We start from the raw sequence: 24,800 nt of genomic DNA on the forward strand, positions 1-24,800 counted from the left end.
AGCGACATAATGATTAAGAAATTTTGGAACTGGTTCCGTACACCGAGTAAAATGGCGGCAGGTACGCTTATTCTCATTTCTGCGATTGGCGGTATTTTAGCGTGGGGCGGTTTTAATAAAGGTTTAGAACATACCAATACCGAACAATTCTGTTCGGACTGTCATATGAATGACGTTGTACCCGAATATCGTGCTTCGGCTCACTATTCAAACCGTAGCGGGGTGAAAGCGATTTGTTCGGACTGTCACGTACCTCATGAGTTCATTGATAAATGGAAACGTAAAATTATCGCTTCAAAAGAAGTTTACGCACACTTTACCGGTAAAGTGGATACGAAAGAAAAATTTGAAGCGCATCGTTTAGAAATGGCGGAACGCGAGTGGGCGCGTATGAAAGCTAACGATTCTCAAGAGTGCCGTAACTGTCATAACTTTGAAGATATGGATTTCACTCAACAGAAAACCGTAGCACAACAAATGCACGCAATGGCGCAAGATCAGGGTAAAACTTGTATCGATTGTCACAAAGGTATCGCACACAATCTTCCTCATATGGAAAAAGTACAAAAAACCTTTATTCCTGAAGATATGATTCAGAAAGAACAAAAAGCCGAAGCTAAATAGTTTAAAAACTAAGTCGGAATAACAAGTTAAGGATCGAGTTTAAGATATATAAAACTCGGTCCTTTTTTATTGGCGATTAAAAGATAATTTTACTCGAAGCAGTGATAGACTCGCTCTTTAATTAATCCGTTACGGATAGTATATTTGCTTATCTTCTTTATCTTTATAAGAGCTTATAGGGCGGTCTTATAGACTATTTGCTACCGACTTAAAGGCATAAAAAATCCGCATGCTAAAAGGAATAATTCCGATTCGGCGTGCGGATATTTTAAATATTATCTCGTTTATTTTTTACGAGAATGTAAGCCTTTCTTCTCAAGATTACGATAGATTAACCATTGTTGAACAATCGTAATGATGTTTGAAGTCAGCCAGTAAAGTACTAAGCCTGACGGGAACCATAAGAAGAATACGGTAAACATTACCGGCATAAAGGTCATTACTTTTTGTTGTACCGGATCGGTTACCGGACTAGGCGACATTTTCTGTAACAAGAACATCGACGCACCCATTAATAACGGAAGAATGTAGTACGGGTCTTGTGCGGATAAGTCTTGAATCCAACCGAAGAACGGTGCGTGACGAAGTTCCACCGCTTCCATAAAGGTCCAATATAATGCGATGAAAATCGGCATTTGGATAAGAATCGGTAAACAGCCGCCCATCGGGTTTACTTTTTCTTCTTTATAGAGCTTCATCATCTCTTGGCTCATACGCTGACGATCATCGCCGAAACGCTCGCGCATTTCTTGGATTTTCGGTTGTAGCATACGCATTCTTGCCATTGAGGTATATTGCGCTTTGGTTAATGGGTAAAGAATGGTTTTAACCACAATGGTAACCCCGATAATCGCTAAACCCCAGTTTGTCACGATGCTTTGGATGAAAGTCAGTAACGCAAATAACGGTTTCGCAATAAACCACACCCAACCGTAATCTACGGTTAAATCAAGGTTTGCTGCGGTCGCTTCCATTTCTTTTTGGTCTTTCGGACCGGTCCATAATTGGCTGGTAATCGTCGCTTCGCTATTCGGTGCGATAGTTGTTACCGGACCACGATAACCGATGGTCGCAATGCCGTTGTTGGTACGAGAGTAAATCGTATTTTCCGCATCTTGATTCGGTACCCAAGCGGAAACGAAATAGTGTTGTAATAACGCAACCCAACCCGCTTTCGTATTAATATCGAGGTTAGCTTTCTCCATATCTTGGAAACTATATTTTTTATAGTTTGTTTCGGCTGAAGAATACGCACCGCCGGTATAAGTCGGCATAGTTAAGCTGCCTGAACTTTCCAATAAGGTATGTTTGATTTGACCGTAAGGCTGAACTTCGACGGTTGCCGCCGTTTGGTTTTTCACATTGAAGTTCACCGCAACATCATAGCTACCGCGTTTTAACACAAAGGTTTTGGTATAAAGCACACCGTCTTTTTCAAACGTCATCGGTACGCTCATTTCATTTTGACCTTCCGCCAAAACGAACGTATCTTGTGCAACTTGGTATTGCGGACGACCTGCATTGGTATCGATCCCGTTTTTGCCGACTAAACCGCTTTGCGCAACATAAGTCGTCGCTCCGGTTTGTAATAATTTGAATGGCGTTTGGGAATTTAATTCCGCATTATGCGCTAATAAATCCGAAGCAATTACATCGCCACCTAAAGTGTCGATGGTTAAACGTAATACATCACTTTGAAGCGTGACGGTTTTACCTTGGGTTGCATTCTCCGCAATAACGGTATTTGCGTTAGATGCCGCAGGCACATCGCCTGATTGTGATGCAACTTGAGCTTGTTGTTGTGCTTGTTTTTGCGCCTGAATTTCAGGATTAAAATCCTGTTGCCATTGCGTAAAAATCAAGAAAGACACTAATAACAAACCCATTACCAGTAAACTACGATTTGAATTCATATTGAGTTTCTCTTGGGTTAAGGACAGATAAAAAGAAAGGCATTTTATAATAGGTTGGCACTAGATCCAACCGCCTTTTGCGAATAGCGGTCGGATTTAGCAAGAATTTTGCAAAAACTTGACCAAATTCGACCGCTTGCAGGATAGGATATTAACGTTTATCTAAGGTTTTGGTTGAAAGACGAGCCACGGCACAAAGGTTGCCTTGTTCGTCTTTAATATCAATATTCCACACTTGAACTTCTCGCCCTAATTTCAGCGGATTGGCACAGGCAATCGCTTTTGTGCCGGCCGGCACCGATTTTAAATGGCTGATATTCAGTTCCATTCCGACCGCAATTTGATGCGCTTCACATACCATTAACGCACCGGCATTGGCTGTGGTTTCCGCTAAAGCAGCTGATACACCGCCGTGCAATACGCCGAATGGCTGCTGGGTACGCTCGTCCACCATAAGTTGTGCTTCAATCCAATCTTCCCCGATTGCGGTAAATTCGATACCTAAGTGTGCTACCGCCGATTTTTGGCTAAGTGCGTTTAATTGTTCACAAGTTGCTGTTTGCTTCCAAATCGTCATTATGTTTCCTTTTGTTATAAATTCCTCTCAATCTTTCTTCGTAAAAGAATGAAAGGTCGTACTCTCTTTGCCCTTCAATATTAATCCCCCTCTTTAGTAAAGAGGGGTTAGGGGAGATTTGTTTAAAATTTACTAAACCACCTCAAGCAATGCCTGAATCGGGTGTTTAACCGAATAATACTCAAAACGTTTTACTTGCGAACGGCAGGAATAGCCGGTCGCAAGGCAACGCTCAAGCGGTTTATTTTTCAATTTAATTTGCCACGATTGCTGATAAATCGCTTTTGACATTTCAAGGTGTTTGGTTTCGTGTCCAAATGTACCCGCCATACCGCAACAACCGACATTTTCATTCACCAACTGTTCACCGAAATGGGCAAAAATCGCTTGCCACTCTTTCGGCGCATTCGGCAATTCGGTCGCTTCGGTACAGTGTGCAAATAAATGCCAGCTCAAGCGGTCGGAATTTACTGATTTTTTGCAATGCTCCAACTCACCGGCTTGAATCATATCTCGGAGCCATTCGTGAGCCAGTTGCACTTTGAAATCACCGCGCGCTGCTTTTAAGATATCACGATATTCGTCACGGTAAACTAAGGTCAGAGCAGGATCAACCGCCACCATCGGTAAGCCGAGTTGGGCGACACGATTGAGAAATTCCGCCTGATTGCGTGCAGTTTTAGCAAACTTGCTTAAAAACCCCTTGATATGTTGCGCCTTACCGCTCGGTTTAAACGGTAACACAACCGGATGAAAACCGAGTTTTTGTAGCAATCGAACAAAATCCGCCACTACTTTCGCATCATAGAACGAAGTGAACGGGTCTTGCACCACTAGCACGGTTTTGCAAAATTCCGCTGATTTTTGACCGCTTGCTTGTGCTTCCAAAGTCTCTAAGGTCACGCCCTGATAACCAATCTCAACTAACTGTTGCTGCAAGTTCGGTACGGAAAGCACCGGTAAATAAGTCATTCCGATCGTTTTATTCGCCACCGTTTCCGCTAATTTGGTGCTACTGAAAAAGTTAAAAAATTTCGGCGCTTTCGCCATCATAGGTGCGACAAATTCAAGATTGGAAACCAGATAATCTTTTGCCGGACGCAAATAACGGCTATGGTACAGCTCATTAAACTGCGATCTGAAAGTCGGTACGTCAATTTTGATCGGACATTGGCTGGCACAAGCTTTACACGCAAGGCAAGTATCCATTGCCGTTTTTACTTCATGCGAAAAATCGTATTCTTTCTGTTTATTCAGCGTATTGCGAATTTTTGCAACAAAATCGGTTAATTTGACCGCTTGTTTACGCGGTTTGAAGATCAAATCGTCCGGCGATACGTTTTGTTCGGCAAGTAATCTGAGCCATTCTCGAATCAAAGTCGCACGCCCTTTCGGCGAATAAAGGCGGTTACCCGATACTTTCATTGACGGACACATCGTACTATGTACATCAAAGTTAAAGCACAGCCCGTTGCCGTTACAGTTCATCGCGCCTTTAAATTCTTCACGCACTTGAATTGGAATTTGGCGATCAAAATCGGCACGCATTGATGAGTCGATCGGGTAAAGTGCCGCACTGCTCTCCAACGGTGTGCAAATTTTGCCCGGGTTCAAACGGTTTTGCGGGTCAAACAACTGTTTGATATAACGTAACTCTCGCCATAATTTTTCGCCAAAGAATTTCTCGCCATACACCGAACGCATACCTTTGCCGTGTTCTCCCCAAATCAAACCGCCATATTTTGCGGTAAGTTCAACCACTTGATCGGAAATCGCTTTAAATTTTTGTACTTGCGCACGGTCGGTTAAATCTAATGCGGGGCGAACATGTAGCACGCCGGCATCCACGTGGCCGAACATGCCGTATTCCAAACCGTGATCATCTAATAATTGGCGGAACTCGGCGATGTAATCGGCAAGATTTTCAGGGGGAACACAAGTGTCTTCCACAAACGCAATCGGCTTCTCCCAGCCTTTAGCATTACCCAATAAACCGACTGCTTTTTTACGCATCGCATAAATTTTTTCGATCGAGGCAATATCGTTGCAAATTTGATAGCTGATAATACCGCTGGTTGAATCCGTCAGTTTTTCGTCTAACGCTTTTATTAAATCCGCAACTTGTTGTTCGATTAACGTCTGATCGCTGCCGGCATATTCCACAATATTAATGCCGAGAATCGGGTTATTCGCATCTTCGGTTAATAAATCGGACACCGAATGCCAAATAATGTCCTGTTTCGCCAAATTCAGCACTTTAGAATCGACCGTTTCAACCGACAACGCATTGGCTTTCAGCATAAACGGGGCGGAACGCAATGCCGCATCAAACGAATTATATTTAATATTAATTAAGGTACGGAATTTCGGCAGTGGCAATAAATTGAGCTTCGCCTCACAAATAAAAGCAAGCGAGCCTTCCGAACCGGTTAGAATACGAGTGAGATTAAACTCGCTTTCATCCGCATTAAACACATTTTTTAAATCGTAGCCGGTTAAAAAGCGGTTAAGTTGCGGCAACTCGGCAAGTACGGTCGGACGTAACTCACGACAACGGCTAAAAATTTCACGGTGGAGCTGTTTACCGGTAGCAGTTAAGCCCAAGCGGTCGATTTCTGCAAAAAAATCGCAAGATTTAACCGCTTGTGTTTCCAACACTTCGCCGTTCATCAATACCGATTTAATCGCTAAAACATGATCGGAGGTTTTGCCGTATTGCAGTGAGCCCTGCCCGGAAGCGTCGGTGTTAATCATACCGCCTAAGGTCGCGCGGTTACTGGTGGAGAGCTCCGGTGAGAAAAATAAACCATGTGGTTTTAAGAATTGATTAAGCTGATCTTTAACCACACCGGCTTGCACTCGCACCCAACGTTCTTCTACGTTTAATTCAAGGATTTGATTTAGATGGCGAGAGAGATCGACAATAATATTATTATTTAGCGATTGCCCGTTCGTACCGGTACCGCCGCCACGAGGGGTAAAAGTCAGATGTTGAAAATGCGGACGTTGTGCTAATTTCGTTAAAATCACCACATCCGAAACCGATTTAGGAAATAAAATCGCTTGCGGTAACTGTTGATAAACGCTGTTATCGGTGGCTAAAGAAAGACGCTCCGCATAACTGGAAGCAATATCGCCGCTAAAATGTTGTTGTTTGAGTTCCCCAAGAAAATGGGTTACCGTCGGATTCAAAGCCGGGATTTTTGAGAGTTGTGGTAGCATATTTTTTTATTCTTATAGGACAGAAAGTAAATTCGAGTAATGCGGATATTAACAAGATTTATCAATATTGAAAATGAAAGAGGAAAAAGAATATTTGAATTATAATTTGATTAAAAAATAGACTTTTCTATACACTTTATTACATTTTTACATTGTTATAGTTCTTGATTTTATAAATTCGAACTCGGATAATAATAAGAATTCTTGCTCGTTTGAATTAGAAGAACAAGAATGTAATATTAGGACTGGAAAGTTCGAAATTACAAATTGATTGTAGTTTTGCTTTTTATCCTTGATAATTAACTCTCTTTTTTCTCTAGTGAGACGAGAGCATTAAATCAAAACTTTGGTGCCACAAGCGGTGCTGAAGTGATTTTGTTTTATTAATCGATGACAATTTAGAGGATCATCAAAATGAAAAAATCATTAGTTGCTTTAGCAGTATTATCGGCTGCAGCAGTAGCTCAAGCAGCTCCACAACAAAATACTTTCTACGCAGGTGCGAAAGTTGGTCAATCATCATTTCACCACGGTGTTAACCAATTAAAATCTGGTCACGATGATCGTTATAATGATAAAACACGTAAGTATGGTATCAACCGTAACTCTGTAACTTACGGTGTATTCGGCGGTTACCAAATCTTAAACCAAAATAACTTCGGTTTAGCAGCTGAATTAGGCTATGACTACTACGGTCGCGTACGTGGTAACGTAGATGAATTCCGTACAGTTAAACACTCTGCTCACGGTTTAAACTTAGCGTTAAAACCAAGCTACGAAGTATTACCTGACTTAGACGTTTACGGTAAAGTAGGTATTGCGGTTGTTCGTAATGACTATAAAAAATATGGTGCGGAAAACACTAACGAATCAACAACAAAATTCCACAAATTAAAAGCATCAACTATTTTAGGTGCAGGTGTTGAGTACGCAATTCTTCCTGAATTAGCGGCACGTGTTGAATACCAATACTTAAACAAAGCGGGTAACTTAAATAAAGCATTAGTTCGTTCAGGCACACAAGATGTGGACTTCCAATATGCTCCTGATATCCACTCTGTAACAGCAGGTTTATCATACCGTTTCGGTCAAGGCGCTGTAGCACCAGTTGTTGAGCCAGAAGTTGTAACTAAAAACTTCGCATTCAGCTCAGACGTTTTATTTGATTTCGGTAAATCAAGCTTAAAACCAGCAGCAGCAACAGCTTTAGACGCAGCTAACACTGAAATCGCTAACTTAGGTTTAGCAACTCCAGCTATCCAAGTTAACGGTTATACAGACCGTATCGGTAAAGAAGCTTCAAACTTAAAACTTTCACAACGCCGTGCAGAAACTGTAGCTAACTACTTAGTTTCTAAAGGTCAAAACCCTGCAAACGTAACTGCAGTAGGTTACGGTGAAGCAAACCCAGTAACCGGCGCAACATGTGATGCAGTTAAAGGTCGTAAAGCATTAATCGCTTGCTTAGCACCGGATCGTCGTGTTGAAGTTCAAGTACAAGGTGCTAAAAACGTAGCTATGTAATATAGTGGGTTTTAGTAACTTAAATCAATAAAAGAGCCGAATTCCGTTTATACGGAGTTCGGTTTTTTATTGATAATATCCCTCCATACGAAGCAAAATTCCATAATTACTTTGTGACTTTTGATTTATTCACTTCATTTTTTTAGATTTGTGAAAATGATCACAGTATTTTATTCATAAATTTAGTATCCTTATTATGTAATCACTTATATTAAGTGAATCTCTAAATCATTTGGATCTTGAGGATAACTCTATGAAAAAAACAGTATTAAGTACATTGGCATTATCAATTGCATTAGGTGCGGGTATTAGCACAGCACAAGCCGAAACACGTATCGGTGTGACAATCTATAAATACGACGATAACTTTATGGCGCTAATGCGTAAAGAAATCGACAAAGAAGCAAGTCAATTTAAAGATGTGAAGTTATTAATGAATGACTCGCAAAACACTCAATCCATTCAAAACGACCAAGTGGACGTCTTGCTTTCTAAAGGCGTAAAAGCGTTAGCAATCAACCTAGTGGACCCTTCAGCGTCAAAAACTATTATCGATAAAGCGAAAGGCGAAGATTTACCAATCGTATTCTTCAATAAAGATCCGGGTGAGAAAGCGATTGCCAGCTATGACAAGGCTTACTATGTAGGTACCGACCCGAAAGAATCCGGTTTAATCCAAGGCGACTTAATCGCTAAACAATGGAAAGCGAATCCGGCGTTAGACTTAAATAAAGACGGTAAAGTGCAATATGCGTTATTAAAAGGCGAACCGGGTCACCCTGATGCGGAAGCGCGTACTAAATACGTAGTGGAAGGCTTAGCGGCACAAGGTATCCAAAGCGAACAAATCTTTATGGATGCGGCATTGTGGGATGCGGCACAAGCGAAAGATAAAGTGGACGCTTGGTTATCAAGCGGTAAAGCGAAAGATATTGAAGTGATTATCTCGAATAACGACGGTATGGCGTTAGGTGCGTTAGAAGCAACTAAAGCGCACGGTCGTAAATTACCGATTTTTGGTGTGGACGCATTACCTGAAGCATTACAATTAGTTAAAAAAGGCGAATTAGCCGGTACGGTATTAAATGACGGTGCGGGTCAAGGTAAAGCGGTAGTACAATTAGCGGCTAACCTTGCTGAAGGTAAAGCGGCAGGCGAAGGCACTAATTGGAAAATTGAGAACCGTGTGGTACGTATTCCTTACGTTGGCGTAGATAAAGATAATTTAGAAAAATTCTTAAAATAATTGACTCGATAAGGCACGAGTAGGCTACTCGTGCCTTTTTTATCGGTATTATGGAGTGAGATATGACAAGTGAAGTACTGCTCACAATGACAAATGTTAGTAAGTCTTTCCCCGGCGTAAAAGCATTGGATAAAGCTAACTTAACCGTAAAATCCCATAGCGTACACGCCTTAATGGGCGAAAACGGCGCGGGTAAATCCACCCTGCTCAAATGCTTATTCGGGATTTATGCCAAAGATGAAGGCGAAATTTTATTTTTAGGCAAACCGGTAAATTTTAAAACTTCAAAAGAAGCGCTCGAAAACGGGATTTCGATGGTTCACCAAGAATTGAACCTGGTAAAACAAGTAAGCGTCATGGATAACCTTTGGCTTGGACGTTATCCGTTAAAAGGTTCGTTTGTCGATCACGATAAAATGTATCGTGACACCAAAGCGATTTTTGATGAATTGGATATTGATGTCGATCCGCGTGAAAAAGTCGCGAAATTATCCGTATCGCAAATGCAGATGATTGAAATCGCTAAAGCGTTCTCCTACAACGCTAAAATTGTGATTATGGATGAGCCGACTTCTTCGCTTTCCGAAAAAGAAGTCGAACATTTATTTAAAATCATTCAGAAATTAAAAGATCGTGGTTGCGGTATTATTTATATTTCGCACAAAATGGATGAAATCTTCAAAATTTGTGACGAAATTACAATCTTACGTGACGGTAAATGGGTCAATACGGTTGCGATTAAAGACACCTCAATGGAACAAATCGTTTCGATGATGGTAGGTCGTGAACTGACCCAACGTTTCCCGGAAAAAACCAATAAGCCGAAAGAAACCGTACTCGTGGTCGAACATTTAACCGCTAAAAATCAGCCGTCTATTCAAGATGTTAGCTTTGAATTGCGTAAAGGCGAAGTGTTGGGTATCGCCGGCTTGGTCGGTGCAAAACGTACCGATATTGTCGAAACGATTTTCGGTGTGCGTGAAAAAGCCGGCGGAACTATTACCTTAAACGGCAAAGCGGTAAACAATCGTAATGCGTTTGAAGCAATCAATAACGGTTTTGCGCTGGTTACTGAAGAACGCCGCTCAACCGGTATTTATGCGAATCTCAGCATCGAATTTAACTCGTTGATTTCAAATATGAAATCTTATTTAGGTAAGTTCGGCTTACTCAGCAATAAAAAAATGAAAAGCGATACCCAGTGGGTAATTGATGCGATGAATGTAAAAACGCCGTCTCATCAAACCAGTATCGGTTCGCTTTCCGGCGGTAACCAACAAAAAGTGATTATCGGGCGTTGGTTATTAACTCAACCGGAAATCTTAATGTTGGACGAACCGACCCGAGGTATTGATATCGGTGCCAAATTCGAGATTTACCAATTAATTCTCGATTTAGCTAATAAAGATAAAGCTATCATTATGATTTCGTCCGAAATGCCGGAATTATTAGGGGTTACCGACCGAATTTTAGTGATGAGTAACGGGAAAGTGGCGGGCATTGTTGAAACCGCTAAAACTTCTCAAGAAGAAATCTTGCAGCTCGCTGCAAAATATTTATAAAAGCAAGGAGTGAAGTATGTCCGCTTTAAAGCAAAATCGCACGATGGATTTTTTTAAGCAAAATGCGATTTATTTTGTATTATTAATTTTATTAATCATTATTATCGTACAAGACCCGAGTTTCTTAAGTTTACGTAACTTCAGTAACATCTTATCGCAATCTTCCGTGCGTTTAATTATCGCACTAGGGGTTGCCGGTTTAATCGTCACGCAAGGTACCGACTTATCCGCCGGTCGTCAGGTGGGACTGGCAGCGGTAATTACCGCAACCTTAATGCAATCTATGGAAAATATGAACCGCGTGTTCCCGAATTTAGCTGAAATTCCGATTCCGGTTGTGATTCTTGCCGTATGTGCCATTGGTGCGGTTATCGGCTTATTAAACGGTTTTGTGATTGCTTACCTAAACGTTACACCGTTTATCGCCACGATGGGTACGATGATTATCGTTTACGGTATTAACTCGCTTTATTATGATGCGGTGGGCGGTTCACCGATTGCCGGTTTTAGCGATAGTTTCTCAACTTTCGCTCAAGGTTTCTTCCGCTTCGGCGATTTTAAACTGTCTTACATCACCATTTATGCCATTATCGCCACCTTAATTATGTGGGTGCTTTGGAATAAAACCCGTTTCGGTAAAAACATTTTTGCGATCGGCGGCAACCCGGAAGCGGCGCGTGTTTCAGGGGTAAACGTACCGCTTAATTTAATGGGTATTTATATGTTATCCGGCGTGTTTTATGCATTCGGCGGTATGTTAGAAGCAGGTCGTATCGGCTCGGCAACCAATAACCTCGGTTTTATGTATGAAATGGATGCGATCGCAGCTTGTGTCGTGGGGGGCGTTTCATTTGCCGGTGGTGTCGGTACCATTATCGGTGTGGTGACCGGGGTAATTATCTTTACCGTAATTAACTACGGTTTAACCTATATCGGTGTAAACCCGTACTGGCAATACATTATTAAAGGCGGCATTATCGTGCTTGCGGTAGCGATTGACTCACTCAAATACGCGAAGAAAAAATAAAAGATTGTCCTTGTCCAAGCGGTGCTTTTTGCAAGATTCTTTGCAAATCGTACCGCTTTTTTATTGCCGTTTAAGCTGTTTTACGTGCAATCAGCCAAGCTCGGACATGATCATAAAGCAGATTAAAGAAGAAAGTATAAACCACAACAAACAGCGTCATACCGATGTCCGTCACAAATGCCGTCCACCAGTTTACATTTAACATATAAGCGACTAAAGGAATGGTGAAAATCAGTAAACCGCCTTCAAAAGCCAACGTATGAAAAATACGTAATGCCGTACTTCTTGTTTCTCGAGGAGCGGTGAAAAAACGGTCGAATATCGCATTAAAAAGCATATTCCAAAATACGGCTACTAAGGATATCGAAACGATAGTGCCGGTCAGTAGTCCCGTTTGGTGTGATGTCAGTAAACTCATACCGATGAGAGTAAAAAGAATTGCGAAGGTTTCAAATAATAACGCATGTAAAAGGCGTTCTAAACGACTCATCGGCATAGTGATTTCTTAGATATATCGGACAAAGAGTCCCATTTTACCTAATGGCGATGTTTATGGCGACCTTTGTGCCATCCGTTATCATAATATCGGTGTAAATTTCGTCCTTTTTTGTGATATTTACGTCGGTCGTCGCGATGTATTTTTCTATATTTGTGATGACGGTTATCGTTTTCCAGTTTGCCGGCATTCCATTGACTGCCTACCACTCCGCCTAATGCCGCACCTGCAACCGTAGAGGGAATATCGTTACCCATTACCGCGCCCGCAACACCGCCGATAACCGCTCCGACGGCGGTATCATGCTGAGAACGGGTTAAGGCATGTCCGGAAAGGGATACGGATAATGAGGCGACAGCTAAAATCTTTGTAATTAATTTCATATATACTCCAAATGATTCGTGATCAATAGATAGGATTATCTTGTGTGACAAGTTGTCTATCGCCAAGTTCGATAGTTCATACCGAAACAATTGCGTTTATTCGTTACTTGTCGAGATTTTGAATCGAAAGAAGAGCTTGTTATAAAATATTTTTATATTAAGATTCACGCTTAAAATAGCGTTTAGAAGAATCATCACGAATACAACTAAGGAGTATGTATGCTAAGCCGCCAATCCGCTATTCAAGGATTTATATTAGCCGGAATTTATAATTTAGTCGGTATTTTAGGTTTTACTCAATTCTTTACCGATCGAACCTTGATGGAAAACGACCCTATTGTGTTTTCATGGTTAGGGCAAATTGCGATTATTTTATGGGGATTAGCTTACCTATCGGTTGCTCGCTCGTTTTGGAAAGTACCTTATTTGGTCGTGGTCTTTTGTTTGGAAAAAATGCTATATGCCGGCGCATGGTTATATTGGTTGGCGACGACCCCGGAGAAATTGGACGTATTAGCGGGTCAATCGATATTGATGTTTTGCTTTTTCGCCAGTTACGGTTTCGGCGATTTTCTTTTCGGTTTATTTTTTCTGATTGCAGCGGTTAATTCTTTTAAAGGGCGTTATCATTAATCAAGCGAATTTAGTGAATTGTGCTAAAAATGTGATCTTGTTCACACTTATGTTAATCTATTCACGATATAATTTCACAAAAAATTAACACAATAAAAGGGAACATTATGCAAGATTCTAGCTCTGCTTTAGAAAGTTATTCTGATGTAACGCTGATTGGTGCAGGGATTATGAGTGGAACGCTCGGCGCATTTTTAACCGAATTGGCACCGGAAAAAAGTCTTGCGATTTTCGAGAAACTTTCGGCGGTCGGTTTGGAAAGTTCGAACGAATGGAATAATGCCGGCACGGGGCATTCCGCATTATGCGAATTAAACTATACCGAGCAAAAAGCCGACGGAGAAGTTTCGGTCGAGCGTGCCGTTAAAATCTGTGAAGATTTCCAGCTTTCGTTGCAACTTTGGAGCTATTTGGTTGAAACGGGAAGAATCCAAGCTCCGAGAGAGTTTATTCACCGTATTCCGCATATCAGTTTCGTACAAGGCGAGCAAAATGCGCAGTTTTTACAAAAGCGTTATCAAAGTTTAGCCCAAAGTCATTTGTTCGAAGGTATGCAGTTTAGCCGAGATCATCAACAGCTTGCGCAGTGGATGCCGTTGATGATGCAAAATCGAGATTCGAACGAAACATTAGCCGCAAGTTATATTCAGTACGGTACGGACGTAAACTTCGGCGAGCTGACTCGAAAATTGTTCGATTATTTAGTGAAGCAAAAAGCGGAGTTAAATTTAAATCATAGGGTTAAAAATATACAACGTTTAGCGAACGGCGAGTGGAAATTAACCGTTGTGGATCAGCAAGGTCAAAAGCGAGTGCATCGTAGTAAATTCGTGTTTATCGGCGGTGGCGGCGGTGCATTACCTTTATTATGGTGTGTAATAATCCTGAGGTGATTGCCAAACATAATGCCAAGGTTTATGGCAAAGCGAAATTGGGTGCGCCGCCGATGTCGGTACCTCATTTGGATACTCGCTTTATCGAAGGTAAACAATCGCTGTTATTCGGGCCTTTTGCCGGCTTTACGCTGAAATTTTTAAAACAGGGAAGCGTTTTAGATCTGCCGACTTCGGTTACACCGACTAATTTCTGTTCCGTAACCAAAGCCGGTATCAAAAACCTACCGCTTGCCCATTATTTAATGAAGCAAGCGATGCTGACCAAAGCACAGCGTATGGCGGATTTACGTGAGTTTGTACCGGATGCGAAAGACGAAGATTGGGACGTCGTGGTGGCAGGACAACGCGTGCAAGTGATTAAAGGCGGTGAAATGCGCTTCGGTACTGAAGTAATTCGTGCGGAAGACGGTTCTTTAGCCGCATTGTTGGGGGCTTCGCCAGGCGCTTCAACTTCGGTAAAAGCAATGTTGGACGTATTGGTTTCATGCTTTGCTGCGGAGCTACCGCAATGGCAAGCCAAATTAACCCAAATGTTGCCTTCTTACGGAAAAGTGTTACGTAGCGAACCGCAATTATATGCACAAATTAAGCAACGTGTAGATCAGGTGTTAGCGTTAGCAAATTAGAAAATACAAGCGGTCGAATTTTTCGGAAATTTTGCAAATTTATCCGAAAATTCGACCGCTTGCTTTTTGAGCAAACTCGCCGTTTCAGCGCACAGTTGTACACAAATTACTAGCATTTTAAGACGTTACATTTTATATTAGCGAACAGTTGTAAGCTGAAATAATAACGAATAACTTAATATGACTAACCAACCGAATTATCATCTTATCGACCAAGTACGCCGACGTGCCGAACAGTTCGCTTCCAAAACCGCTTTACGTTATAAATCCCAACAAATCTGGCAAGATATTTCATGGCAATCTTTCCAACAGTCCGTTGATCTATTCTCCCTTGCACTTTTAGCTCACGGTATTGAAGTACAGCAAAAAATTGCGATTTTTGCGCACAATATGCCGCAATGGACGATTGCAGATTTCGGCGCATTACAAATCCGTGTGGTAACCGTGCCGATTTATGCGACCAATACGGCTAAACAGGCGGAATTTATCCTTAATCATGCGGATATTCGTATTCTGTTTGTCGGTGATCACGAGCAGCTCGAAGCGGCTTTAGAAGTAGCGGATAACTGCCCGTTACTGGAAAAAATTGTTTGTATGAAATCGCAAGAAATTAGCCTAATCCGACCGCTTGCCCATACTAAAGTGGAAAATTGGAATGATTTTATTGCTTATGCTTCTCAAGATAAGCAAACAGAATTAAACCAACGTCTTGCCGATAAAAATCTTTCGGATCTATTCACTCTAATTTATACCTCCGGTACGACAGGCGAACCGAAAGGGGTCATGTTGGACTATGCGAATATTGCACATCAGTTGCACGCTCACGATTTAGCTTTGCCGAAGATTGATGAAAATGACGTTTCGCTTTCTTTCCTGCCGTTTTCACATATTTTTGAACGGGCGTGGGTGGCTTATGTACTTTATCGCGGAGCAACGGTGTGTTATTTAGAAGATACCAATGAAGTGCGCAATGCGTTAAATGAAGTGAAACCGACTTTAATGTGCGCCGTTCCTCGTTTATATGAAAAAATGTATAGTGCGATTTGGGATAAAGTCAATAAAGCCCCGATTCACCGCAGAGCGTTATTTAAGTGGGCGATTTCAGTCGGCAAGAAAAAACGGAAAAATACCTTATCTTATAAATTAGCGGATAAATTGGTATTAAATAAATTACGTGCTTTATTGGGCGGGCGTATTCGTATGATGCCGTGCGGCGGTGCAAAATTAGAACCGACAATCGGAAAATTTTTCCAAGCTATCGGTGTGAATATCAAATTGGGTTACGGTATGACCGAAACCACAGCGACCGTTTCTTGTTGGGCGGACGAGCAGTTCGAACCGAATTCAATCGGGCGTTTAATGCCGAATGCCGAAGTGAAAATCGGCGAAAATAACGAGATTTTAGTACGTGGCGGTATGGTCATGCGAGGCTATTACAAACGTCCGGAGGAAACCGCGCTTGCCTTTACCGAAGACGGTTTCTTAAAAACCGGTGATGCCGGCGAATTTGATGCGCAAAGCAATTTATATATTACCGACCGCATCAAAGAGCTAATGAAAACCTCGAACGGTAAATATATCGCGCCGCAATATATCGAGGGTAAAATCGGTAAAGATAAATTTATCGAGCAGATTGCGATTATTGCCGATGCGAAGAAATATGTGTCAGCTTTAATCGTACCCTGCTTTGAAAGCCTCGAAGAGTACGCGAAACAATTGAATATCAAATATCAAGACCGTATGGAATTAGTTAAACATTCGGAAATTGTGCAGTTATTTGAAAAGCGTATCAACGAGTTGCAAAAAGAGCTGGCACACTTTGAGCAAATCAAGAAATTTACCCTGTTACCGCAAGCGTTTAGCGTAAAAATGGAAGAAATCACACCAACCTTAAAATTACGTCGTAAAGTGATTTTAGAACGCTATCGTAAGCAGATTGAATCGATGTATAAATAATTTCAAGCGGTCGGATTTTGCTAAAAATTTACAAAATTCGACCGCTTGCTTATCTTAGTTATCTACGGAATATCGAAGCCTTGAGCAGCAACATAAACCTTAATCCATTCTTCTTCGCTAAACGATACCTGTAGCGCTTCGGTTGCGGTACGCACTCGTTCAATTTTGCCCGAACCTAAAATCGGCATAATTTTTGCCGGATGGGCTAATAACCACGCTAATGCCAATACTTCTAAACGGCTCTCGCCTTTTTGTTCACCAATTTCCAGTAAGGCTTGAGAAACTCTTGCACCTCGTTCGTCCAACGGATCAAATAAACGCCCGCCGGCAAACGGCGACCATGCCATCGGTTTAATCCGTTTTTCCAGCAAGAAATCTAAACTGCCGTCATCGAACGGTTTTAAATGTAACGGCGAAATTTCAATTTGGTTGGTCACTAACGGCTGCTTCACATAAGATTGCAACATTGAGAATTTAGCCGGTGTGTAATTGGATACGCCGAAATTCTTGACTTTACCTTCTTGATAAAGCTGATCAAAGGCTTTCGCGATTTGTTCCGGGTCGGCACAAGGCGACAAGCGATGAATCAATAATAAATCAAGTTGTTCCGTGTGTAATTTTTGTAGAGAGCGTTCCGCCGACCAAATAATATGACGATAGCTGTTATCGTAATGGTGACTTTTCATCTCCGGTAGGGCTTTATTCGGATATAAAATGCCGCATTTGGTCACAAGGGTCATTTTATCGCGTAACGATTTATTTAACGCTAATGCTTTTCCGAAGGATTCTTCTGTCGTAAAACCGCCGTAACAAGCCGCATGGTCAAAGGTATTAATACCGAGTGCTAATAATTGTTCAATAAAAGCCAATGTTTGTTGCGGCGTCTGTTGCCATTTGTCCAAACGCCAAAAACCTTGGATAAGACGACTGAAGTTGAGTGTCGGGCTGAGATTGATATGTTGCATATTCACTCCTATGAGTAAGTCGGATGAGTTATTTGGATTTTACTCCTAATTAGACTATGATCTATTTATTACACAAACTTTATTAATTAGGAGCACAAACCTCGGTTTGTATTAAAGGTAGAGAGGAAAATTTTATGCACAAAACCATGCAACAGAAAGCGGCGGAAGCACATAATATGTGTAAGCTGAAAGGCGATTCAATGTTGGATAATAGCGATCGCCAAATCGCCTTTGAAGCGGTGTATGATAGTGAAGAACAAGCGCAGCAAGCGGTCGAATTTTTCACTGAAAAAGCAAAATCGGTGGAAACCGAGGCTTGTGTTATTCAGCATAGCATTAGCCCGATTGAAGATGGGTTTTTAATGCAAATGCGGATTGAATTTAGTTGTCAGGCGGAAGTGGTATTATTCCAAATGGCGGTCAGATAAAAAGACAAAGGGGCAATATTGGTTGCCCCTTATTTTTTGTTTTCTGTGGTTAGAAATAAAGGGTTAGCCTTTAAACATTGGTAACATTTCGTACATTGAAAGGAAATGGAACACCGCAGTACAAACACCGAATAAGAATACCAATCCAATCATAAAGAGGTTACCTTTTTTCGCTTTATAGGCTAATAACGCTGGAATCATACAAGTCCAAAGGGTTGCCACCGCACCTGCATAACCAATCGCTTTTAAGAAACCGAGCGGCGAAAGCAATGAGAATACTAGCGGAGGTAAGAAAGTCACCGCCCATGCTTTGCTTCTGCCTGATTTGCTGTTGTCAAATTTGAAGAAATCCGCCAAGAAATCAAATGTACCTAGCCCCACCCCGATAAAAGAAGACAGAATTGCCGCCATAGAAAATGCGTTGATCGCTTGTTTCACATACGGTGATTGCACTACTTCACCAATCGTATTTAATAATACGTCTAAATCACCGTTACTTGCGATAACCGGTGCGAATTGCGCGCGTGGTAAATTGCCGAAAATGCTGATTACCCAAAGTAAATAAAGTACTAAAGCAATAAGTGTACCACCGGCAATCGCATATTTCGCTTTCTTCACCTCACCGTAATAAGCACGCATTGAAGAGACGGAATGATGGTAACCGAAAGAGGTTAACGCAACCGGCAACATCGCTAATGCATATTTGGCGTATTCTCCGTTCTCATTTTGCTGATCGAACAAAATATTGCTATCAATATTGCTGACTAAGCCCGAGATACTGAACGTAAAAGAAAGTGCCATAAAAATAATTAATAACACAGAAATGCGATCAACTAATCGAGTAGAGTGCCATACAAAGAACGAGAAAACCAGCACGAATAGCACAGACCAGATACGAGATCCGAATTCACCGAAATCAATCGCTGACTTGGTTAGGTTCTCTAAAATTCCACCGGAAGCGGTCGTGTAAGCGTAAAGTAAAATCCCGCCGACAAAATAGACCGCAAGGTTATTTAACGCATTAATTTTATTACCTAATAAGTCTTTGGTAACGGTATTGAATGAAGCTCGTAGATCGTAGTTTTTATAGACATCAAGTAATAACCAGCCGGAAAATGTCATCACAATCATGGTGAAAGCCAGTGCAAGAATAGACCACATTGTCCAAGCCCCCGCACCGGAAGTCGGGAGTCCAAGCATACCTGCTCCTACGCAAACACCTGCGATGATACAAGCGCCACCAAAAAGTGTTGGCTGTTTTTTCATAAAATATCCTATTGAAGTAGTACATTAAAGTAATAGTATTCTGCCATAAACTAACTTATTAAAAAATAGTCTTATAGAGAAAAAGAGTATTTTTATCATCGTAAAACGCTATTTTTATCTAAATAGTGAATACTAAAACTTTACGCTTTTGAATAGATTGTCTAAAATAGATCCGAAATTGGATCCAAAGGAACTTATTATGCTGAAGATGAACGATCTTTCCAAATTAACTAACACACCTAAATCAACCATTCTTTATTACATTAAAGAGGGGTTATTACCGGAGCCGTTGAAAGACAAGCCGAACTTTCATTTATATGATGAAAGCAATATCCAATTAATTGAATTTATTAAATATCTTCAAACGAATTTCAACGCAACGATTTCACAGATCAAAACCGTATTTGCCCAGCCGGATTTTGAGTTGAATAATCCCTATAAAAGCTTAATGGGATCATTAGATATTCTAAATGGTATGGAAGATGCACATTTATTAGCGAGTGAAATTTGTTCAGAATTCGGTATTACTGAAGTTGAGCTAGATGAATTTGTAGAAATGGGCTTAATGAATCCGACGAATGGGAAGTTTAGTGAAAAAGATCGTGATATGTTGGCTATTCTTAGCCAATGTGATGTGCAGGAATTCCAATTATTAGAAAGTTATGCGGAAGCGGCGAAAAATTTAGCGCGTCAAGAAATGTCAATCGGCGGAGAAATTCTGATGCAAGAAGAAGGGCAAGAAGAACGTTTGAAACACTTTTTCAATATTTTATTGTTATTAAAGCCGTATATCTTAAATTCGCAATTAGTAAAGTATTAACCCTTACTTTTCACTATTTTAGCGATATCTATCATGTTACAAGCGGTCGAATTTGCAAAATTTTCTGCAAATTTGACCGCTTGATTTTTGATTAAGGCAGTTCTGGGAACAGCATTTTTAACACGGCTTTGGTTAAGCGGCGAGATTTTCCTTGGTAAGGGAAAATATGCATCATCATCATCGGATTAAAGTTTGCTTCAATCACACCCCATGAACGCAGAGACGGCTCGGCGGCTTTGGTTAAATCCGGAATGATTAAATCCACACCGCAGACTTTTGCCCCCATCTCTTTGGCAATACCGACCGCTAATTGTTTATAACTGTCATGCATTTGATCGGTCATATCGATTGAATCGCCGCCGGTACTAATATTAGAGTTGGCACGTAATTGTACGATTTGCCCGTCAGCCGGAATCGAATCAGGCGTTAAACCTTGCTCTTTAAGCTGAAGCAATTCAATGTCACCGAGGGCGATTTTCTTCAATGGTGAACGAGAGCCGTCACCTCGTAGCGGATCACTGTTTTTCGCTTCCACCAATTCACGCACTGTATGTATGCAGTCACCTTTCACATTTGCCGGCACACGTAACAATACCGCCAGTGTTTCATCGCCTAACACAAAGAAACGGTATTCGGTGCCGACTAAATAGTCTTCCACCATCACTTCTTTATCTTCACGGAACGCAATTTCAATCGCTTTGGCAAAGTCGGCTTTATCCGTCACGCCTTGCTGGAAAATTGTAATACCTAAGCCGTAATTAGTTGATTTCGGCTTAATTACCACCGCTTTACCTTCAAATAACGGATAGTGTGCCACCGCTTGTTCTACAGAGGTAAATTCAACACTTTTCGGCACATTAAAACCGGCTTTCGCCAACACTTTTTTGGTTACGACTTTGTTTTCCATAATTAATGGCGAAATATACTGATCGTGGCTGGTCATATTGCCGTTTTTCACATATTCGAGATGATCGCCGAATTTGAGTGCGAGGAACTGATCGTTTTCATCAAGCAATTCGATCTGTAAGCCTTGTTGGATCGCATCAAATAACAAAGCCTGTGTAGAAAGCTCCATATTATCGAAAGCGGAAATCGCATAAAAACGCTCGAATGCTTGCGCTTTATATTGTTGAGCAAGTTGTGCACCGAGAGCTTTATAGCTGCCGGCTTGTTCAACTGCGGCTAATAAACGACCGTTTACCGTTTGACTAGGATCGGCAAATTGTGCCAGTTTTTGTTGTAATAAATCTTTCTCGTTTTGTGGTACAGAAAGATCGTCCAGCATTGCCAGCATCAGGTTAAGGATCGCCTCACCCTCTGCTTGGAACGCAGTGTGCGAACGAGGATCTTCAAGGGCAACTTGGTATAGTTTTTGTGTGCCGATTTCGACTTCTCTTTGACCGCTTGTTTCATCCATCCACAACATCGCAAGTAAGAACAGATGAATAAATTTCGCGTCTGCAAGCTCGATACCGTAAGGCGAGAACGGATTAAGATCAAATAAACGGAATTCCGCATATTTAACCCCTTTCTCAAGCAATTCGCGTGCTTTTTTCGCACCACGTAAACGAACGTTTGAATAGAATTCTTTTTCTGCCAACAAATCGCCGGTTGCTACAAAATGTTCTAGCGACTCGACATATTGTTGCAAGCTGTCGTGGTTGATCACAATATGTGGCGCATTTACATAACCATAAGGGCCGGAACGTAAACTACGTACTAATTGCCCTTCTGCAAGCGGTGAGTTTTTACCGAAATATTGCGCTTCTACAGTTGGGGTTGCGGCAAGCAAATAAACTAAAATCCATTGATAACGTAAAAAGTTATTGGCTAATTTCATATATAGCGCATTGCGGAACGCAATTTTATCGCGGTATTCCGTTTGTAATGCAAATGTGCTTTCGACAAATTCTTCGGAAATTTGGAAATTATAGTGAATACCGCTCACCATTTGCTTGTATTTGCCATAAATGGCAGAAAGGTGTTCACGATATTTCACGTCCCATTCGTTATCTAATTGTGCTTCTTTGATTTCGAATTCCGGCGGTAAACCGGCAGGCATGCTGAATGGGAAAATATATTCATCATCGGGCAACGAACGTAACGTTACCTCGTGAATAGCCGATAGCCAACGATATGTGTCTTCCAATGTATCGTTTGGTGGTGTGATAAGTTCTAACTGACTTTCTGCAAAATCGGTTTGAATATACGGATGATAACTGCGGTTACCAAAAACGCTAGGATGGGCGGTAGTAACAATATTCCCTTTATTATCAATGCGTTGGCTTTCTTTTTCGATGCCAAATTTACCTTGTTGAAATAGTAAACCAAGGTGATGAGTTTTAATCAGTTGTTGTAATTTCATAGCTTTCCCTTTCGCGACAAATGCGTTAGACGTAGTCCCGTCCCTAAAATAACATACTTTTTTGATTGGTTTTATAGCCGATTGATAAGGTGGTAGATGATTTGGTTATAAAAAATACAATGATCTTCCGATAAAACCCCTTCTACCACGGAACAAGATTTCCCCTTTGAAATTCCTGAGAGTTGGGTGTGGGTGAGGTTAGAAGATATTTTTCATTTACAAGCTGGAAGGTTTATTTCTGCTTCAGAAATTTATGGAGAATATAAGGAAAGTTTATATCCCTGTTATGGTGGAAATGGTTTAAGGGGATTTGTTAAAACTTATAATCGAGAAGGTAAATTCCCAATAATTGGTCGTCAAGGTGCATTATGTGGAAATATCAATTTTGCAGAAGGTAAGTTTTATTCTACAGAACACGCTGTTGTTGTAGAAACATTTTCAAATACCGATACTCTATGGGCAAATTATTTTCTTATTCAATTAAATTTAAATCAATATGCTACTGCTACGGCACAGCCAGGATTAGCAGTAAATAAAATTAATGATGTTTTAATCCCACTCCCCCCACTAAACGAACAAAAACGTATCGTGGCGAAAATTGAAGAGTTACTGCCTTATATTGAGCAATACGCAGAAAAAGAAGAAAAATTGACCGCACTTCATCAGCAGTTTCCTGAGCAGTTGAAAAAGTCGATTTTACAGGCGGCAATTCAAGGCAAATTGACGGAACAAAATCCAAATGATGAACCTGCTTCTGCATTGATTGAGCGGATAAAAGCAGAGAAATTACGCCTAATCGCTGAGAAAAAACTGAAAAAGCCGAAAGTGATTTCAGAAATCATTATGCGTGATAATTTGCCTTATGAGATTGTTAATGGCAAAGAGCGTTGTATCGCTGATGAAGTGCCGTTTGAGATTCCTGAAAGTTGGGTTTGGGTGAGATTATCTGAAATATCTAAAATCACTATGGGGCAGTCTCCGGATAATAAATATCTTGGAAAAGAAGGTATTGAATTTCATCAAGGAAAAAGTTTTTTTTCAGAATATATAATTGAAAGTTCTGATATATATTGTTCACTACCAAATAAGCTAGCTACTCCAAATAGTATTTTATTATGTGTGAGAGCACCTGTTGGAATAGTTAATATAACAAATCGAGAGTTGTGTATAGGAAGAGGATTGGCATCTATAGAGTCTATATATGTAAATACTATATTTTTATATTACGCTCTTTTTTGCTATAAAAATTATTACGAAAGAAAATCGACTGGTAGCACATTCAAAGCTATTAGTAAAGATATTATAGATAATACAATCATTCCTATTCCACCGTTAAATGAGCAAATCCGCATTGTCGAAAAAATAGAAACGTTATTTTCTACTTTGCAAAATTTATCGCAAAAATAACCGCTTAAATATCCCCTTTTAAAAGGGGATATTTCTTTTTTACCAATCAATGATTTTATTGATAATTGCCTGTTGTTCTGTGGCTGTTTTTCTTAAATAAATCCTTGTGGTTTCAATACTTTCGTGTCCCATAAGATCGGCTAAAAAAGCAATATCGTTAAACCTTTCCAGAAAACTTTTTGCAAAACGATGGCGAAAAGAGTGTGGATAAACTACTTTTGGTTCAAGTTTATATCGTTTGGCAAGAATTTTTAATTGGCTGGCAATACCACGAGTTGTAATTCTTTCTCCATATTTATTTAAGAAAATAAATCCTGATAATTTATTAGTTTTATCTAACCATTCTCGGCTTTCTTGCTGTAAAGCTAACGGAATATAAATTCGTCTTAATTTTCCGCCTTTGGAATAAAGATCTAAATAACCTATATTGATATGTTCTACTTTGATTTGGATTAGCTCACTAACCCTTGCTCCAGTTGCTGCCATAAAACGAATAACAAAATACCAGTATAATTCATTATCTTCTTTTAGCCTTTGCTTAAAATAATGATAATCAGCTTCACTAATTACATTTTCTAAAAACGGCTTTTGCTGAACTTTGACAAAAGTTAATTTCCATTTTTCTTTTTTAAGAAATTCTAAATAACAATTTATTGCTCTTAACCTTAAATTCACCGTTTGCGGTTTATAATGTTCAATCAGAAATACTTTATATTCCTTTAAATGAGATTTGGTAATATCAGGGAAAAGTTTATAAAACTGTTTTACGGCAAATAAATACGCAGACACGGTATTTTTTGCTAAATTTTGATTAGAAAGGTATTTTTGAAAAGAAATAATCATACTGATTCTCCTGTTTTGGTT

Annotated in this window: 19 protein-coding genes and 1 pseudogene; 11 read left to right on the forward strand and 9 right to left on the reverse strand. The window is 40.5% G+C overall.

Annotated features, from left to right (window positions below):
• Positions 1-9 precede the first annotated feature (9 nt).
• Positions 10-624 (forward strand): cytochrome c3 family protein, encoded by a 615-nt coding sequence (locus DRF63_RS07935; protein WP_005598637.1) that lies wholly within the window; start codon positions 10-12, stop codon positions 622-624.
• A 284-nt stretch (positions 625-908) separates the two neighbouring features.
• On the opposite strand, the gene yidC is transcribed toward DRF63_RS07935, so the two are convergent.
• The 3 genes from yidC to ydiJ form a co-directional block, all read right to left on the reverse strand.
• A complete protein-coding gene (yidC, locus tag DRF63_RS07940; RefSeq protein WP_043991885.1) occupies positions 909-2,537 on the reverse strand; it encodes a membrane protein insertase YidC in 1,629 nt (542 codons plus the stop codon).
• 151 nt (positions 2,538-2,688) lie between these two features.
• The gene (locus DRF63_RS07945) at positions 2,689-3,114 is read right to left on the reverse strand and encodes a hotdog fold thioesterase (protein WP_005598632.1); all 426 of its coding nucleotides are present in this window, start codon (positions 3,112-3,114) and stop codon (positions 2,689-2,691) included.
• Between the two features lie 132 nt (positions 3,115-3,246).
• Positions 3,247-6,336: a D-2-hydroxyglutarate dehydrogenase YdiJ gene (ydiJ, locus tag DRF63_RS07950; protein WP_043991884.1), complete on the reverse strand. Its 3,090-nt coding sequence runs from the start codon at positions 6,334-6,336 to the stop codon at positions 3,247-3,249.
• Between the two features lie 414 nt (positions 6,337-6,750).
• Between ydiJ and ompA the strand changes: the two genes are divergently transcribed.
• The 4 genes from ompA to mglC all read left to right on the forward strand — a co-directional run bounded on the left by ompA (position 6,751) and on the right by mglC (position 11,695).
• Positions 6,751-7,860, forward strand: coding sequence for a porin OmpA (gene ompA, locus DRF63_RS07955; protein ID WP_005598628.1), 1,110 nt, complete (start codon positions 6,751-6,753; stop codon positions 7,858-7,860).
• A 253-nt stretch (positions 7,861-8,113) separates the two neighbouring features.
• A complete protein-coding gene (mglB, locus tag DRF63_RS07960) occupies positions 8,114-9,106 on the forward strand; it encodes a galactose/glucose ABC transporter substrate-binding protein MglB (RefSeq protein WP_005598626.1) in 993 nt (330 codons plus the stop codon).
• A 62-nt stretch (positions 9,107-9,168) separates the two neighbouring features.
• Complete coding sequence (gene mglA / locus DRF63_RS07965) at positions 9,169-10,668, forward strand: galactose/methyl galactoside ABC transporter ATP-binding protein MglA (RefSeq protein WP_005610576.1); 1,500 nt, start codon at positions 9,169-9,171, stop codon at positions 10,666-10,668.
• Positions 10,669-10,684: 16 nt separating this feature from the next.
• The gene (gene mglC, locus DRF63_RS07970) at positions 10,685-11,695 is read left to right on the forward strand and encodes a galactose/methyl galactoside ABC transporter permease MglC (protein WP_005598621.1); all 1,011 of its coding nucleotides are present in this window, start codon (positions 10,685-10,687) and stop codon (positions 11,693-11,695) included.
• A 70-nt stretch (positions 11,696-11,765) separates the two neighbouring features.
• On the opposite strand, the gene DRF63_RS07975 is transcribed toward mglC, so the two are convergent.
• Both DRF63_RS07975 and DRF63_RS07980 read right to left on the reverse strand, forming a co-directional pair.
• Positions 11,766-12,191, reverse strand: a complete 426-nt coding sequence (locus tag DRF63_RS07975) for a PACE efflux transporter (RefSeq protein WP_005598619.1) — start codon at positions 12,189-12,191, stop codon at positions 11,766-11,768.
• 41 nt (positions 12,192-12,232) lie between these two features.
• Positions 12,233-12,574, reverse strand: coding sequence for a glycine zipper 2TM domain-containing protein (locus DRF63_RS07980; protein ID WP_005598617.1), 342 nt, complete (start codon positions 12,572-12,574; stop codon positions 12,233-12,235).
• Positions 12,575-12,793: 219 nt separating this feature from the next.
• Here DRF63_RS07980 and DRF63_RS07985 point away from each other — a divergent pair, with 219 nt between their 5' ends.
• From DRF63_RS07985 to DRF63_RS07995, 3 genes and pseudogenes are all read left to right on the forward strand, one after another.
• Positions 12,794-13,207 carry a hypothetical protein gene (locus DRF63_RS07985; RefSeq protein ID WP_005598615.1) on the forward strand — a complete coding sequence of 138 codons (414 nt, stop codon included), beginning with the start codon at positions 12,794-12,796 and terminating at the stop codon, positions 13,205-13,207.
• A gap of 107 nt (positions 13,208-13,314) precedes the next feature.
• A pseudogene (locus DRF63_RS07990) lies at positions 13,315-14,729 on the forward strand (malate:quinone oxidoreductase).
• A gap of 180 nt (positions 14,730-14,909) precedes the next feature.
• Positions 14,910-16,685: an AMP-dependent synthetase/ligase gene (locus DRF63_RS07995; RefSeq protein WP_005598611.1), complete on the forward strand. Its 1,776-nt coding sequence runs from the start codon at positions 14,910-14,912 to the stop codon at positions 16,683-16,685.
• 62 nt (positions 16,686-16,747) lie between these two features.
• Here DRF63_RS07995 and DRF63_RS08000 read toward each other — a convergent pair whose 3' ends face one another.
• Positions 16,748-17,650: an aldo/keto reductase gene (locus tag DRF63_RS08000; protein WP_043991883.1), complete on the reverse strand. Its 903-nt coding sequence runs from the start codon at positions 17,648-17,650 to the stop codon at positions 16,748-16,750.
• Between the two features lie 134 nt (positions 17,651-17,784).
• Between DRF63_RS08000 and DRF63_RS08005 the strand changes: the two genes are divergently transcribed.
• A complete protein-coding gene (locus DRF63_RS08005; RefSeq protein WP_005598606.1) occupies positions 17,785-18,078 on the forward strand; it encodes a YfcZ/YiiS family protein in 294 nt (97 codons plus the stop codon).
• Positions 18,079-18,141: 63 nt separating this feature from the next.
• On the opposite strand, the gene DRF63_RS08010 is transcribed toward DRF63_RS08005, so the two are convergent.
• A complete protein-coding gene (locus DRF63_RS08010; RefSeq protein WP_005598603.1) occupies positions 18,142-19,344 on the reverse strand; it encodes an aromatic amino acid transporter in 1,203 nt (400 codons plus the stop codon).
• Between the two features lie 199 nt (positions 19,345-19,543).
• On the opposite strand from DRF63_RS08010, the gene DRF63_RS08015 reads away from it, so the two are divergent.
• Positions 19,544-20,164, forward strand: coding sequence for a MerR family transcriptional regulator (locus DRF63_RS08015; protein WP_005619829.1), 621 nt, complete (start codon positions 19,544-19,546; stop codon positions 20,162-20,164).
• 91 nt (positions 20,165-20,255) lie between these two features.
• Here the strand turns inward: DRF63_RS08015 and gshAB are convergent, their stop codons facing one another.
• The gene (gene gshAB / locus DRF63_RS08020; RefSeq protein ID WP_005598599.1) at positions 20,256-22,529 is read right to left on the reverse strand and encodes a bifunctional glutamate--cysteine ligase GshA/glutathione synthetase GshB; all 2,274 of its coding nucleotides are present in this window, start codon (positions 22,527-22,529) and stop codon (positions 20,256-20,258) included.
• A 171-nt stretch (positions 22,530-22,700) separates the two neighbouring features.
• On the opposite strand from gshAB, the gene DRF63_RS08025 reads away from it, so the two are divergent.
• A complete protein-coding gene (locus DRF63_RS08025; protein WP_244191400.1) occupies positions 22,701-23,936 on the forward strand; it encodes a restriction endonuclease subunit S in 1,236 nt (411 codons plus the stop codon).
• A gap of 39 nt (positions 23,937-23,975) precedes the next feature.
• On the opposite strand, the gene DRF63_RS08030 is transcribed toward DRF63_RS08025, so the two are convergent.
• Positions 23,976-24,779, reverse strand: a complete 804-nt coding sequence (locus DRF63_RS08030; RefSeq protein ID WP_005599934.1) for a tyrosine-type recombinase/integrase — start codon at positions 24,777-24,779, stop codon at positions 23,976-23,978.
• Positions 24,780-24,800: the final 21 nt, after the last annotated feature.

The organism is Actinobacillus pleuropneumoniae (genome assembly GCF_003290385.1).
Classification (GTDB): Bacteria; Pseudomonadota; Gammaproteobacteria; order Enterobacterales; family Pasteurellaceae; genus Actinobacillus; species Actinobacillus lignieresii.

What these genes read in the sequence shown, in the direction of transcription:
- DRF63_RS07945 (WP_005598632.1), bottom strand. Translation starts at nt 3,114, where the DNA reads ATGACGATTTGGAAGCAAACAGCAACTTGTGAACAATTAAACGCACTT.
- DRF63_RS08005 (WP_005598606.1), top strand. Translation starts at nt 17,785, where the DNA reads ATGCACAAAACCATGCAACAGAAAGCGGCGGAAGCACATAATATGTGT.
- DRF63_RS08000 (WP_043991883.1), bottom strand. Translation starts at nt 17,650, where the DNA reads ATGCAACATATCAATCTCAGCCCGACACTCAACTTCAGTCGTCTTATC.
- DRF63_RS08015 (WP_005619829.1), top strand. Translation starts at nt 19,544, where the DNA reads ATGCTGAAGATGAACGATCTTTCCAAATTAACTAACACACCTAAATCA.
- DRF63_RS07935 (WP_005598637.1), top strand. Translation starts at nt 10, where the DNA reads ATGATTAAGAAATTTTGGAACTGGTTCCGTACACCGAGTAAAATGGCG.
- mglB (WP_005598626.1), top strand. Translation starts at nt 8,114, where the DNA reads ATGAAAAAAACAGTATTAAGTACATTGGCATTATCAATTGCATTAGGT.
- DRF63_RS07985 (WP_005598615.1), top strand. Translation starts at nt 12,794, where the DNA reads ATGCTAAGCCGCCAATCCGCTATTCAAGGATTTATATTAGCCGGAATT.
- DRF63_RS07975 (WP_005598619.1), bottom strand. Translation starts at nt 12,191, where the DNA reads ATGCCGATGAGTCGTTTAGAACGCCTTTTACATGCGTTATTATTTGAA.
- DRF63_RS08010 (WP_005598603.1), bottom strand. Translation starts at nt 19,344, where the DNA reads ATGAAAAAACAGCCAACACTTTTTGGTGGCGCTTGTATCATCGCAGGT.
- DRF63_RS07980 (WP_005598617.1), bottom strand. Translation starts at nt 12,574, where the DNA reads ATGAAATTAATTACAAAGATTTTAGCTGTCGCCTCATTATCCGTATCC.
- DRF63_RS08030 (WP_005599934.1), bottom strand. Translation starts at nt 24,779, where the DNA reads ATGATTATTTCTTTTCAAAAATACCTTTCTAATCAAAATTTAGCAAAA.
- mglC (WP_005598621.1), top strand. Translation starts at nt 10,685, where the DNA reads ATGTCCGCTTTAAAGCAAAATCGCACGATGGATTTTTTTAAGCAAAAT.
- ydiJ (WP_043991884.1), bottom strand. Translation starts at nt 6,336, where the DNA reads ATGCTACCACAACTCTCAAAAATCCCGGCTTTGAATCCGACGGTAACC.
- DRF63_RS07995 (WP_005598611.1), top strand. Translation starts at nt 14,910, where the DNA reads ATGACTAACCAACCGAATTATCATCTTATCGACCAAGTACGCCGACGT.
- mglA (WP_005610576.1), top strand. Translation starts at nt 9,169, where the DNA reads ATGACAAGTGAAGTACTGCTCACAATGACAAATGTTAGTAAGTCTTTC.
- ompA (WP_005598628.1), top strand. Translation starts at nt 6,751, where the DNA reads ATGAAAAAATCATTAGTTGCTTTAGCAGTATTATCGGCTGCAGCAGTA.
- yidC (WP_043991885.1), bottom strand. Translation starts at nt 2,537, where the DNA reads ATGAATTCAAATCGTAGTTTACTGGTAATGGGTTTGTTATTAGTGTCT.
- gshAB (WP_005598599.1), bottom strand. Translation starts at nt 22,529, where the DNA reads ATGAAATTACAACAACTGATTAAAACTCATCACCTTGGTTTACTATTT.